Source organism: Halobacteriovorax sp. XZX-3 (genome assembly GCF_043196495.1).
Lineage (GTDB): Bacteria > Bdellovibrionota > Bacteriovoracia > Bacteriovoracales > Bacteriovoracaceae > Halobacteriovorax_A.
This window is the reverse complement of the sequence record NZ_JBEBMO010000002.1, coordinates 190,369-203,666: the sequence shown is the minus strand read 5'-3', so window position 1 is coordinate 203,666 and position 13,298 is coordinate 190,369. Positions and strand designations below refer to the sequence as shown.

15 protein-coding genes are annotated in these 13,298 nt (G+C 35.3%); 1 reads left to right on the top strand and 14 read right to left on the bottom strand.

All coding sequences use genetic code 11. The features are described from left to right. The 13 genes from flhA to ABMA70_RS11365 all read right to left on the bottom strand — a co-directional run bounded on the left by flhA (nt 1) and on the right by ABMA70_RS11365 (nt 11,300). A complete protein-coding gene (gene flhA / locus ABMA70_RS11425; protein ID WP_392993423.1) occupies nt 1-2,076 on the bottom strand; it encodes a flagellar biosynthesis protein FlhA in 2,076 nt (691 codons plus the stop codon). Between the two features lie 20 nt (nt 2,077-2,096). Further along, a complete protein-coding gene (flhB, locus tag ABMA70_RS11420; protein WP_392993426.1) occupies nt 2,097-3,173 on the bottom strand; it encodes a flagellar biosynthesis protein FlhB in 1,077 nt (358 codons plus the stop codon). 11 nt (nt 3,174-3,184) lie between these two features. Beyond that, nucleotides 3,185-3,961 carry a flagellar biosynthetic protein FliR gene (locus ABMA70_RS11415; protein ID WP_103217782.1) on the bottom strand — a complete coding sequence of 259 codons (777 nt, stop codon included), beginning with the start codon at nt 3,959-3,961 and terminating at the stop codon, nt 3,185-3,187. Nucleotides 3,962-3,971: 10 nt separating this feature from the next. Then, nucleotides 3,972-4,241 carry a flagellar biosynthesis protein FliQ gene (fliQ, locus tag ABMA70_RS11410; RefSeq protein WP_021267947.1) on the bottom strand — a complete coding sequence of 90 codons (270 nt, stop codon included), beginning with the start codon at nt 4,239-4,241 and terminating at the stop codon, nt 3,972-3,974. 8 nt (nt 4,242-4,249) lie between these two features. Beyond that, nucleotides 4,250-4,999, bottom strand: coding sequence for a flagellar type III secretion system pore protein FliP (gene fliP, locus ABMA70_RS11405; protein ID WP_103217781.1), 750 nt, complete (start codon nt 4,997-4,999; stop codon nt 4,250-4,252). 31 nt (nt 5,000-5,030) lie between these two features. Then, entirely contained in the window at nt 5,031-6,200 is a 1,170-nt protein-coding gene (locus ABMA70_RS11400) for a flagellar biosynthetic protein FliO (RefSeq protein ID WP_103217780.1), read from the bottom strand. Between the two features lie 22 nt (nt 6,201-6,222). After that, nucleotides 6,223-6,603, bottom strand: a complete 381-nt coding sequence (gene fliN / locus ABMA70_RS11395; RefSeq protein WP_021268549.1) for a flagellar motor switch protein FliN — start codon at nt 6,601-6,603, stop codon at nt 6,223-6,225. A gap of 15 nt (nt 6,604-6,618) precedes the next feature. Continuing rightward, nucleotides 6,619-7,641: a flagellar motor switch protein FliM gene (gene fliM / locus ABMA70_RS11390; protein ID WP_392993431.1), complete on the bottom strand. Its 1,023-nt coding sequence runs from the start codon at nt 7,639-7,641 to the stop codon at nt 6,619-6,621. Nucleotides 7,642-7,708: 67 nt separating this feature from the next. Beyond that, nucleotides 7,709-8,242 (bottom strand): flagellar basal body-associated protein FliL, encoded by a 534-nt coding sequence (gene fliL / locus ABMA70_RS11385; protein WP_103217778.1) that lies wholly within the window; start codon nt 8,240-8,242, stop codon nt 7,709-7,711. 291 nt (nt 8,243-8,533) lie between these two features. Then, complete coding sequence (locus ABMA70_RS11380) at nt 8,534-8,812, bottom strand: HU family DNA-binding protein (protein ID WP_021268333.1); 279 nt, start codon at nt 8,810-8,812, stop codon at nt 8,534-8,536. A 119-nt stretch (nt 8,813-8,931) separates the two neighbouring features. Beyond that, entirely contained in the window at nt 8,932-9,369 is a 438-nt protein-coding gene (locus ABMA70_RS11375) for a hypothetical protein (protein WP_392993434.1), read from the bottom strand. A 91-nt stretch (nt 9,370-9,460) separates the two neighbouring features. Beyond that, a complete protein-coding gene (locus ABMA70_RS11370; RefSeq protein WP_103217776.1) occupies nt 9,461-10,252 on the bottom strand; it encodes a thioredoxin domain-containing protein in 792 nt (263 codons plus the stop codon). Nucleotides 10,253-10,328: 76 nt separating this feature from the next. Then, nucleotides 10,329-11,300 carry a hypothetical protein gene (locus tag ABMA70_RS11365; protein WP_103217775.1) on the bottom strand — a complete coding sequence of 324 codons (972 nt, stop codon included), beginning with the start codon at nt 11,298-11,300 and terminating at the stop codon, nt 10,329-10,331. A 119-nt stretch (nt 11,301-11,419) separates the two neighbouring features. Here ABMA70_RS11365 and ABMA70_RS11360 point away from each other — a divergent pair, with 119 nt between their 5' ends. Continuing rightward, nucleotides 11,420-12,124 (top strand): hypothetical protein, encoded by a 705-nt coding sequence (locus ABMA70_RS11360; RefSeq protein WP_103217774.1) that lies wholly within the window; start codon nt 11,420-11,422, stop codon nt 12,122-12,124. Between the two features lie 11 nt (nt 12,125-12,135). Here ABMA70_RS11360 and ABMA70_RS11355 read toward each other — a convergent pair whose 3' ends face one another. Next, nucleotides 12,136-13,287 carry a SpoIID/LytB domain-containing protein gene (locus ABMA70_RS11355; protein WP_158246853.1) on the bottom strand — a complete coding sequence of 384 codons (1,152 nt, stop codon included), beginning with the start codon at nt 13,285-13,287 and terminating at the stop codon, nt 12,136-12,138. Between the last annotated feature and the right edge of the window lie 11 nt (nt 13,288-13,298).

Genomic DNA, 13,298 nt, shown 5'->3' with positions numbered 1-13,298 from the left:
CTATAACCTCACCGTTCCAAGTGACCTAATATTCACATCCGGACTTAATTCATTATGACTTACTACAATCAAGTTTGGTATGAATTTTTCTGTCAATTTCTTAAAGTGTCCACGAATAACTGGTGAGCAAAGAACAACCATCTTTTCTCCCATGTTTGTGGCCTCCTCTATTTTCTCATTTAAACTGGCCAAAATCGATTGGGTAATTCTTGGGTCTAAAGAAACTTGTTGACCATTTTCTGTTTGTATGAGATTGCCAGCAACCTGTTCTTCTATTTTACGATCTAACGTAAATATCGGCAAATCACCATTGGCAGACTTTATAGACTCAGTGATAGTGCGGTATAACGATTGTCTGACATTTTCAGTCAGAAGATCTGTATCCTTAATTCTAACCCCATGCTCAGAAAGCGATTCTAATATCGTACGAAGGTCTCTGATGGAAACATTTTCCCTTAAAAGATTCTGTAAAACCTTTAATACGGCACCAAGAGGTAGAATCTCAGGAACAAGATCAGAAACAATTTTTGGATAGTGTTCTTTGAAATTATCCATAACTCGTACAAGTTCTTGACGACCAAATAATTCATGTAGGTTCGTTCTCAGGATCTCAGTTAAGTGAGTTGCCAGAACAGTTGACAGATCCACTACAGTATAACCATTGAATCCAGCATCATCTTTCTGATCTTCAGTAATCCACACAGCTGGTAGACCAAATACTGGCTCAATTGTTTCAATTCCATCAATTGGTTCAATAACACTTCCTGGATCCATTGCAAGGTAGTGGTCAGGTACAAGTTCACCTTGAGCAACTTCAACACCTTTAATTTTTAAAGAATATCCACCTGGAGCAAGCTCAAGATTGTCCTTAATTCGTACAGAAGGGATAATTACACCCCAATCTAGTGCAAATTGTTTTCTCATATAAGTAATACGCTCAAGAAGATCACCATTTTGAGATGAATCGACAAGATTTACTAGTCCATAACCAACTTCAAGTTCAACAAGTTCAAGATTAAGTAGATCTTCAAGTGATTCTGGTGTCGATTTCTTCTCATCTTCCACAACTGTCTCAGCAGCAATCTTCTCTTGAGTAATTTGATTTTCCATTTTATTTGAAACATAAAGTAGCGCCAGTCCAACTGTGATAAAAGGTAATTTTGGAAGTCCTGGAATCATAGCAAAAATTAAAAGAACACAACCTGCGATTAGAACTGCTTTCGGGTGAAGCTTAAATTGCTTACTCATTTGAGCACCAAGATTATCTTCACTTGTATTTCTTGTAGCAATAATACCGGCTGCAGTTGAAATAATTAGAGCAGGAATTTGAGAAACAAGACCATCCCCGACAGTAAGTAGAGTGTATGTTTCAGCTGCTTGGCTAAAGTTCATATTATATTGGCCAACACCAACAATAATACCACCGATAACATTAATAGCAGTAATTAGAATACCAGCAATGGCATCCCCTCGTACGAATTTAGAAGCACCATCCATCGACCCGTAAAAGTCAGCTTCTTCAGCAACTTCAGCACGTCTTCTTTTTGCATCCTCATCGTTAATTAGACCAGCATTTAAGTCAGCATCAATGGCCATCTGCTTACCAGGCATCGCATCTAAAGTGAAACGCGCACCAACTTCAGCAACCCTTCCAGCACCTTTAGTGATTACCATGAAGTTAATAATAACAAGAATGATAAAAACGATAATACCTACAACAAAGTTACCTTCAACAACGAATTCACCGAAGCTTCTAATAATTTCACCGGCAGCACTTGTTCCCTCACTTCCTGAACGAAGAAGAATGTTACGAGTTGAAGCAACGTTTAATGAAAGTCTAAAAAGAGTTGTTACAAGAAGAACTGCTGGGAAAGTAGAAAAATCTAGAGGTTTCTTAGTATAAACAGAAACTAATAAAATAATAATTGAGAATGATAAAGTAATTGCTAAAAGTAAATCGAGAACGACTGGAGGAACAGGAATAATCATAACAGCAAGAACTGCTAGAATACCTATTGCTACCGCGAGATCTGAATTCTCTGTTAAAACTTTTAATCTTTTAAAGATATCATCCATGATATATTCCTAAATTCTAATTAACTTATAGCTTTTTGCTTTTTCTTAAGTTTATAAACAAATGCTAAAACTTCAGCTACTGCTTTATATAAGGTACGAGGGACTCCTTCCCCTACTTTAACTGACTTATATAGTGCTCTTGCTAAAGGAACATTTTCTACGATTGGAATATTATGTTCTTTAGCAATTTCTCTAATTCTTAAGGCCAAGTGATCAGCACCCTTTCCAACAATTCCTGGAGCGATCATAGTCTCTTGATCATATTTGATAACAATCGAAATATGAGTTGGGTTTGTCACAATAACATCTGCTGTTTGAATATCGGCAAGCATTCTTTTTTGCGCTTGTTCTCTTTGGATTTGGCGAATTCTTTGTTTAACTTCAGGAGAACCGTCTTGCTCTTTAGACTCACGCTTGGCTTCTTCTTTTGTCATCATAAGTTTTTTCTTATGAGCATATTTTTGATAAGCAAAGTCCCCTACAGCAACAACAACAAGTCCTGCAAGAATTGAGAAACCTAATTTAATTAGAATATCTTTACCAATAACAAAAGCCTGAAAGAAATCAACATGTAGAAATCCTACAAATTGAGTAATATCGTCTTTCATATATAAGTAAACAATTCCAAGAACGATTATGAATTTGAAGACACCTTTAATTGCCTCAACAACTGCCTTCATTGAAAACAAATTCTTAGTTCCCTTGATTGGATCAATTCTTTCGGGTTTAAACTCAAGAACTTCTGGCGCATAGATGAAACCAATTTGAGCAACGTTTGCAATAATACCAGCACATAGTGAAACAATACAAACAGGTGCTGCACAAATAAGAGCTGTTGTAGCCGTTTTATTTGCAATAGTCTTAAGAGATTTTTCTGTAAATGCCGTTGCCGGATCAAGGTGCATAATCCATCTAATGAACTCTTCCATTTCTTGATATATAAAAAGAAGTGAAAGACCTAATGTCATGATACAGGCGGCCAGCACTAACACACTTGTTAGTTCTTTTGAGGATGCGACCTCACCCTTTCTTCTCGATTCGTCAATTCGATGCTGGGAAGGATCTTCCGTTTTTTCCTGATCTGTATCTTCGGCCACGACTTACCCCTTTAAAGTATAAAGTTAAACCACTCGCCAAGTCTTTCAGTATACATTCTAAATGCTACTTGAAAGAACTCATCGCTTGTTGCCGTAAATACTAGTAGACCTAGTCCAATATTGACGACAAAGCTAACCATAATGATATTCATTTGTGGAACAGTACGAGCAATAATTCCTAGAACCGTACTGATGAGCATATTTGTAAAAATTAATGGTGTTGCCAGCATAATTGCAGCAATAAAAATTGATTTGAATGCTTCGATATAGAAGATGTGTGACTTCGCAAATACACCAAAATCATAAATATGAATTGTATAAAAAGATTCAAAAATCCCTTTAAACATTGGTAGTAAAGCACCTGAAGAAACAACCATAACGAGAACAGTCCATTGTATTAGCCTTTCGAAAGGACCTACTTGCTGACCCGAAGATGGATCGAAGTAGCGAATGGCCGCAAATCCAATTTGCTGGGTAATAATACTACCTGCTGACAGGAAGATACCCATAATTGATTTTACCAAATATCCGATTACCAATCCAATAAGTGTGTAAATAATAGTTAGCGCCCAGAACTGGTCCTTGCCTACATACATGATGTCTTTGATTACTTCTCCTTGGATATATGGGTAGAAGCAAAAGCTCATGACTAGTGTCGATAAGATCTTAACAATCATTGGGATTGGTAAGTTATCATAAATAGGTAATTGAAAATTAATGGCCAGCAATCTGGTAAAAATTAACCAGAACGCAATGATTGGGACAATGTCAGTAATTTGAATTGTCATCTAATTTCGCCTACCTTCCAGTAACAAGACTAGGAATTGAAATAATTAAATCTTTTGTAAAAGTTGTTAACTGATCCGTCATCCACGGAGCAGTTAGAACAAGAGCTCCAACAATAACTAAGATCTTAGGGATAAATGAAAGTGTTTGCTCATTGATTTGAGTAACCGCTTGGAAAATTGAAACTAAGATACCCATAATAAGTGCACCTGCTAACATTGGTGCTGAAATCATTAGTCCAATTGTGATTGCTTGTCTTGCGATGTCAGAAAAAAAGTCCATGACTACTCCTAATTAAATGAACGTAAAAGTGATCCAGTAACAAGTTGCCAACCGTCCACAAGAACAAATAGTAATAATTTAAAAGGCAGAGAAATAACTACCGGAGGAAGCATCATCATCCCCATGGCCATTAAAACTGAAGCCACAACCATATCTAAAATAAGAAATGGAATATATAGTAAGAATCCAATTTGAAATGCTGTCTTTAACTCTGAAATAATAAAAGCAGGAATTAAAAAATGAATTGGAACATCATCAATTGACTGAGGTGCCTGACGACTAGTTACATCGTAGAAAAGACCTATATCAGCTTTACGAACTTGCTTGTTCATAAACTTTCTCAAAGAACCTTCAATGCGATCGACTGCTAGAGTTGTCGTAATTTTCTTATCCATATAAGGTTTTACAGCTGTTGCATAAATCTCTTCTCCCGTTGGCTGCATAACAAATACAGAAAGAAAGAGTGCAAAACCGATTAAAAGTTGATTTGGTGGCATACTTTGCGTACCAATTGCTTGTCTCATGAATGATAGAACAACGATAATTCTTGTAAAACATGTACAAAGAATTAAAACCGCCGGTGCAAGAGTTAGTACTGTAAAAAGAATAGTTAGTTCGATAGTATCAACGAGATCAACACCCTGTCCGAAATTAACAGAAAGACCTGGAAGTCCCAGGTTAGTTGATTGTTGAGCAAAGATCGTACTTAGCCATCCCCCAATACTAAATATTAATAATGCTCTTAAAAAATTCTTCATCCAACTTCCTATTGAATTATTTTTAATAAAATTATTGTAAAGACTTCATGTCTTTTACTTTTTTCTTAATTTGAGCAGTTAAGCTAACTTTCTCTTCTTGAGTTGCTTGCCCTGCAAGGCTATTTAAAATATCTTGTTGTGATGAAGTCGTCGAGTTACTCGCCTCTTTCATATTCATAGCAACTTCTTTTAATTTAAATTCCTTAGAACCTGAATTAGCAGTATCTAAATTAGTATCAAAGTTAGATCCAGTTAACGCTTTCTCACCTTCTTTAAAGAACTCAGTTGTATCTTTAATTTCAGTTAAGAAATCCATCCCTTTTTCAGATTGTGCCATTAGAAAGACTTGCTTTTGTACTCTAACAACAAGAAGGCTTCTTTTCGGTGCAAGATAAGTTGTCGATAAAACTTCAACCATTTTTGCATTTGAGAAAAGTCCTAATCCACCCTTCTTTAACATTCCCTTTCTAAAGAAGTTCATTAAAAAGAAAATCCCTGCAGCAAATAGAGCAAAAAAGCCGATAAATTTAAAAATATAAGTCGACATCTGAAATCCACCTTTTTCAACACCTGAAGAAAGATTGCTAACAGTATCTTCAATCTGCTCATTCTTCTCTTTGGCAAGAGCAAGTAAAGACTCACTAGTCTTTTCAAGCTTTACGTTATTCTTATTATTATTTTTTGATACTTCTTCTTTATCTTTAAGTAGTTTTGCAAGGTAGCTTTCATCATAAGCTTCTGCACTCTTTTGCTTTACAGGAGCTTTCTTAACTGGAGCTGCTTTAGTCACTGCAACTTCTTTTTTATTTGTTGTGATTGGAAAGTACATTTTAATTTCATTATCACTTACTTCTAAACTTACCTTATCTTCATTACCCTTGATATCGTACGGGAGAATTGCACGAACTCGAGCAACATCTTTAGTAAATTGATAAGCTAGAAGCTTCGTATCAAATTTTTCATTAACAGATACTTGTTTCTCAATCTTTGGCCATACGATTGCATCTTGAAGAGCAATTTGAATAATATCATCCTTAATTGTTAACTCAGGAGTAGTATCAAACTTCCCTTTTAATCCAACAGTAACAACTCCTGTTGAACCATTTTTAGTTAACTTAACCTTCCCTACTTCAACTCTAGCAAATGCATTCGTCGTAATAAGTGAAAGTGCTAAAAATAATAATTTAAGTTGTCTGGCCATAATTAGTTCCTACGTTTTTCTACTACTTTAGATTTTCAATTCTCTCGATTGGTGAAATGATATCTGTTAAACGAATACCAAATTTTTCGTTTACAACAACAACTTCACCTTTTGCTACTAACTTTCCATTAACTAGGATTTCTAGAGGCTCACCAGCTAATTTATCAAGTTCTAGTACCGAACCTTGTCCTAGTTGAAGAAGGTCTTTAATAATTACTTCTGTTCTACCTAGTTCAACTGTTACCTTTAGAGGAATATCTAAGATAAAATCTAGGTTTTGAACCTTAAGTTTATTGATTGCATCATCACCAGCTCTGATTTCATCTGCAAGTTTTTCAACTTCCATAGTATTGAAATTTTCAAGCCCTTGTGTTTGGTTATTTAGTTCTGTTTGATCACTCATCTATATCTCCCTTAATTATTCGACATCAATATCCATAGAAACTTTAGGTGTCTTATCAACATGTGTAACTTGCACCGCTCTGTTTCCTTTATATGTACCAATTAAACACCTTAACTTCTCAACACCTTGTATTGCTCCCTTTACTTCGCTTGAAGCTTCTTGATTTAAAGGGATAATATCTCCAGTTTGAAGAGTAAGTAGGTCTCCTACAGTCATCTCTGCTTCACCAAGTTTTACAACGATTTCGGCTTTAGTATCTTTGATGTGCTCATTCATAGCACTTGTCCAAATACTATCGGCCATATCATTATCAGTTTGGTAATTTGAAGAAAGTTTTTGCTTGATCGGCTCAATAGTTGAGTATGGAACCACGATCATAATTGTTCCTGAAGCAGATTCGAATTCAACTTCTAAAGTTGTTGCGATAATTACATCTGATGGAGGAACAACACCAACGAATTGTGGGTTAATTTCAGTTCTTACGTATTGTGCATCAATACGGTGAACTTGTGCCCATGCTTCCTCAAGGTCAGCAATGGCCATATCCATAACCTTTCTCATGAAAGATAGTTCAATCGCTGTAAATTCTTTTCCTTCAATTTTTGTGAAAGGACGATCTGTTCCACCAAAGTAAGAATCGATGATTGCATAAGCAAGCTTTGATTCGAATACTAATAGTGCCGGACCTCTTAGCTCATTAAATTTCATGATACACATACACGAAGGAATCGGAAGTGTGTTTACAAACTCACCAAACTTTAAAAGATCTGTTGAGATCATCGAAATAGTCGAGATCTTTCTTAGAGAGTTTGAAAGTGATACACGAAATGAACGAATGAATCTTTCGTAGATGATTTCAAGAATAGGCATTCGCCCACGAATGACTCGGTCTTGATTAGTTAAGTCATAGGGCTGAATATTTTCGTCTTCAGCTTCATCATCGAAATCTCCACCTTCACCTAGAAAATCATCTGCGTCACCATCGTTAACAGCGTTTAATAGAGCGTCGACTTCGTCTTGACTTAAAACCTGTGCCATCGTTCCCCTCCTAGGATTTGATGATCTTGGCATCCTGCCAAAAATTAAACTTAAAACTTTATATTAACTAGTTGATCTGGAAACCAACGTAGTAAACATCTAAAACTTTTCCATCAACTAAATAAGAGTTAATAGCTGATTTGATCTCTTCTTTAAGGTATTCCTTACCTTGTACTTTAAGAAGATCATTTGGCCTCTTAGAGTTCAAAATACTAATGATTGAATCCCTAATTTGAGGCTTTCTTGCTTTGTATTCCTCTTCTTTCGCATTAAGCGATAGTTTAAGAACAGCATTTAATCTAATGTATCGTTGTGGCCCATCGCCTTGTGCAAGGTTGGCCGTAAAGCTATCAAGTGGAAATAACTTTCCTTCCTCTTCTTGTGCTTCACCAGTAGTTACAACATCTTTATCTTGAGATTGTTCGGCCATTTGGGCCTTAACAATATCTTCCACAGACGATTGCTGTGAAATCTTTAAATGAGTTTGGTATTGAAAGTAAGCGATAACACCCATTAATACGATATTCAGTAGTAGAGCTACTGTTAGTAGAGGGTTCTTTCCACTTCCTTGATATGAATTGTCAGCACTTCCATCTGCCATAATCTATAAATCCTTTACTTCACACAGAAAAAAATTCCTTTAAAAACTGTGCCTCGTCAAAAATTATACATCTAGCGGCCATTTTCTACAAGATAGTAAAGTATGTTCCGGAAGATTCTGCCCATTAATTTTGCAATTTTAAGACTTTATGAGAAATGTAAAAAAGTGGTGGTGTCAAAATGTCGACGTTTTTTTGACGCTGACAGGGTGTGATAGGCAAAATATGCCTCTAGAAATAAGAAAGCCTCCCTAAGGGAGGCTTCTTATTATGAAACTAATTTCAAACAAAAATTAGAACATTTCCTTCCAAGCTTTACCTGGCTTGAATTTTGGAAGTGTCTTAGCTTTGATTTTGATTTTTTCACCAGTAGCTGGGTTGATACCAGTTCTAGCTGCTCTTCTTACTTTTGTGAAAGTACCAAAACCGATTAGTGAAACATCGTCACCTTTCTTAACTGCTTTCTTGATTGTTTCAAGAGTAGTTGATACGAATGCATCTGCATCTTTCTTAGTTAGGTGGCTTAATTCTTTGTTTTTTAAGATTGCTTCTACAAGTTCTTTTCTGTTCATTTTAACTCCAAATAGTTAGTTATTTAGTTGTTGTAAAAGTAGGATGAAGTTTGAAACACGCTTTGACAAGGCTTTTTAGCGTTTTTTTTAACTTTTAAAGATTTTTTTTATTTTTACACTTATTTTAAGTTTTTTTCTTGCCAAACTACTATCTCTTCCTCTAGTGCGATTCTCACTGCTTTTAGCCACTCTCCTTCAAGTTCTTTATGATCTTCAAGGTCTCTTACTTCGACAAAAAGTTGTATAAAAACAGGTCCGAGTTGATGATAAAAAGTTTCCATTGTTGGAATCTTTATATCAATAGGAAGACGATGAGAAAGCTTCTCTAAGCTTCTTTCAAGCTCTAAAACTTCTTGGGCCAAATCAAAAATTGAATTAATTTTTAACAAAGATGTTAGATGATTTATATATGCAGTATTTAAAACATTTTGTTCAACTAAAGAATGAGGTACATCATCATGAAGAAAATCTTCAATTGAATAATCAATTTGTCTTGCCGTTTCACGAAAGAATTCTTTATTAACTTTTACCTGATTATGATCAAAGAAGTTCACCATAATAACCTCCAATGATCATATTATAACATGGAAAAATAAAAAGGCCCACTCGATGGTGGGCCTTCATATTTTAATTGAATTTGATCACTGATTAGATATCTAGTTTACCTTTTTCTTTTAGTAGACCTAGAATCATTTCGAAGTGTGATAATGGGTAAGCACCTTTTACTGGTACACCATTAATTACGAAACCTGGAGTCCCTTGAATATCAAACTTTCTAGCTTCAGCTTCGTCTTGAGCAATTCTTTTTTCAACTGCATCTGACTTAACATCCTTAGCAAGTTTAGTCATATTAACACCTAAGTCTTTCGCTGTTTTCTTTAGGTATTTTTCTTTTAGGTTTCTAAGTTTTTGTTGACCTTCTTGAGTAAAAAGAATGTCGTGAAATTTAAATGCTTTCTCTTCTGATTGAAGTCTTACAGCTTCATAATAAGCCGCTGCAATTCTAGCTTCTGAGTGGAAAGAAAGTGGAAGGTGTTTGTAAACAAATTGAACCTTACCTTTGTACTTATCAAGCATTGGCTTAACAACATTATCAAACCCTCTTGTACAGTAAGGACACTGAAAGTCAGAGTATTCAACTAGAGTAATGATTCCACCTTTAGTACCTCTAACTGATTCATCTGATCTAATTTCTGGCTTAAGAGGGTTTTCAATAAACTCGTGAAGTTTTTTGTTTTCCTCTTCTTCTCTTTTCTTCGCCATTGCTTCTTTTGCGTTTTGAGCTGCAACTTGAAGAGCTTCCATAACTTCAGCAGGGTTAGCTTTAATTGCTTCTGCTAAAATCGTTGGATCATCTTTTAATGCTTTTTTGATTTCATCTTTACCTACACAACTCGTAAGTAAAACTAATGACATTACAATGCCTAATGCTTTTTTCATTACTATCCCTTTTGTTATTATGAACAAATTTCACATCAAATTATTATTATGATTTTACTTGAACAAAGTTAAATACTCAATCATCTTTTACTGAGTACTCTTTTTCCATATAGTCCAAATACTTGTTGATGGCACGCGTCTGATGACGAACGTACTTGTATCCGATAAGGTGAACTCTTGATGTATATCGTCCACTAATGAAAGATCGCATCGTCGCAAAAATACCAAATGCTGGCGTTGCAACTTTGTTATAAAGATAGGCCATGAAAAAGCCATAAGAAACAATATTAATAATTATTGTAATACCAACAATGTCGTCCTGAATTAAGGCCATGTTACTAAAGTAATCTTTAGCAAATTTACCATTGGTAAAGATTTCGTTAACTACAGAAATCACAGCATCAAAGAGAGCGTAATTGATAATTAGAATAATCATCCCTGTCAAAATACAAGTAATGGCCACATAAATACTCTTATGGACAAAAAACATGGTTTCAAAGACCGGTTTATGTATCCTCTTGTATTTAGAAGGAACTTCAATTTGAGTTAATTTTCCACTCATTCGCAGCGTCGAAGTGGTGGTAAAGAACCAATCACTAAAACTTGATAACAATCTTAACTCAGATTTAAACTCTCCATCGAAATTCGTAACTTTTTCTTCAGCTCCAAGAAAGTCCAAACAGTATTGTGCAATCTCATCAAATGGTCTCAGCATCAGTTGAGCAAGAACAATTCCTGCTACCAATAAGAAGGCAATTGAAATAATCATCCATGGTAAGGCTTCCATTAATCCAATTTGTAGATAGTCATAAATAAGAGAATCGATGATATAATCAATATCCTTTCGATAAGCTGTAATATAAATGATTGTTGATTTTAAAAGAATCCAATTAAGAATGAATCCCACAAAAATTGAGATAAAAGGTATGACTGCAAAAATTAGTCCCATCTTTAAACGAAACTTCGCCTGATCATCCTTTTTAAAGTCTTTAAAGGAGCCTGTAATAATCTTAAATGTTGATTCTTTTACTTGTTCATAAGCTGTCATAATTACTTACTATTTCGGGTAATTTAAAAAAATTCTTAATTAATTTTATCAATCTCTAAAGAAATCCTAAATTTTCACCGATACAGACAATAGCGTGAAAACTAATATTTGAGGATATTATGAAAAAGTTTAAGTTATTAATGGTTGTGACAATTGCTTCGATGCTTGTAACAAGCTGTGGACAAGACTCTAAGGGTAGTGGTGGCTACTACTCTGGCTGGGGTACAGGTGGAAGTGGTTCAAATACAGGCTCAACAGGAATGGACTCACAAGGACAAGCCTTATTCGATAGTCTCGTAAATGCTCAAGCTTTTAGTTGTCAGCAATATGGTAATGATCGATTCAACATGGATAGCTATGGAAACTACCTTAAGATTGGTCAAAGACGCGCAACGATTGTAGCTAATATTCAATCTGGATATTCTTATAATAATGACTCTGTTTATGGTCCTTTACAAGAAGGAATGCTTCCTAATGAATCAAACCAACATCACGTTGGAGTAAATAGCTTCGGTGATATTCTTATTATGACAAAGGTTCTTAATGGAAACTCTGTTGTAGGATACAATGTTCGCCTCTCACTTTGCTCACGTTACTTTACATATCAAAATTATAGGTTCCCAATCATTGGTGATGATCGTGGACTTCAAGGAATACAGCTAAGTACAGGAATGAGTTTAGGAACAGGAGCGAATTGTCCAGCGGCAACAATAGATGCTGCTCACTTTCAAATTACGGCAGCACCTTTCCAGTACTCTCAGCCAATGCAAGGAACACTAGGACCTGTTATGATGAATGTGACTTTCTCAACACCATGTCCTTAATGATTTAAAAACTAATAAAGTTTTAAGATATTTAATTTCGGAAAATAATGGGCCAGAATTTCACGATGGCCCTTTCCTTTTTGAGCAAGCCCTAAAGAACCAACCTGACATAAACCAACACCGTGACCATTGCCCTTTCCAACAAAGTGAAGACCAGCTCCACCAACATCTACCATATAGAAATGATTTGAAGGAAATTCAACACGGCCAAAGTAGCGACGGAATAAACTCTTTTTGATTTTGATCTTCTTTACACCATTTTGTACGTAAAGATTTTTTTCATCTCTTTTATCTGGATACAAGAATAATTTCTTTTTTAAACTTTGTTGTTCAATGTAATTTTTTTTCATTGCCCAGTTTAAAAATTTTTTAAATCGAAGCTTTGTAATTTTAGAATCCCAATTCTTCTTTTTCTGACAGTAATCACACTTCACAGTTGAATAACCGTGAACATCATTTCTCCAAACATCAGAAGGGATTAATGTTGTTCCCCCACAACTTGCATGAAAAAAAGCAGGAACAAGGTTACCTTCACCATTTGTTAAAACAAGACCTGCTGTATCTTTTGCAGCTTCAAGTGTACTTGCTGTCACATCATTAAATGTTCCATTAACCTGATGCTTTTCAGAGTTCTCTAAATCATAAAGAGTGTCATTTTTAAGTCCAGAAATCATCATGTGATGAAGAGCGTATGTACGAGCAGCAACGGCTTGAGCTTTAAGGGCCTCAATTGGCCAAGAAGCATTCATCTCTTTAGCAAGAAGTGTTGCAATATAGTCATCAAGATCCATCTCATTAACAACGTCACAAGAATTTCCATCGGCACTCGTTACAATATGCATCTGCCCCATGAATTGCTTGCGATCAAAACTGATTAGTCCTGTTTGCGATGTAAGAGAGGCCAAGTACTGAGGTTTAACAGACTTGGCAGATTGTAAATTTTGGCAATTTACTTTTATTTTCTTAAAGCCCTTAAAACTTTTACGATTCCTTGTTGCAACAACTTTTCGTGTCAGATCAACACCTTCAAGCATAACGTTATCAAGGTCTTTTGCTACTCTAACTTTTATCGTGTGTCCTGATCGTAAATTATCTAATGGGCTAATTCTCGCCAGAGAATTCAATGAAGAAAGTATTATGAAAGAGATAAATAAATTTCTCAACGAAGATCGTC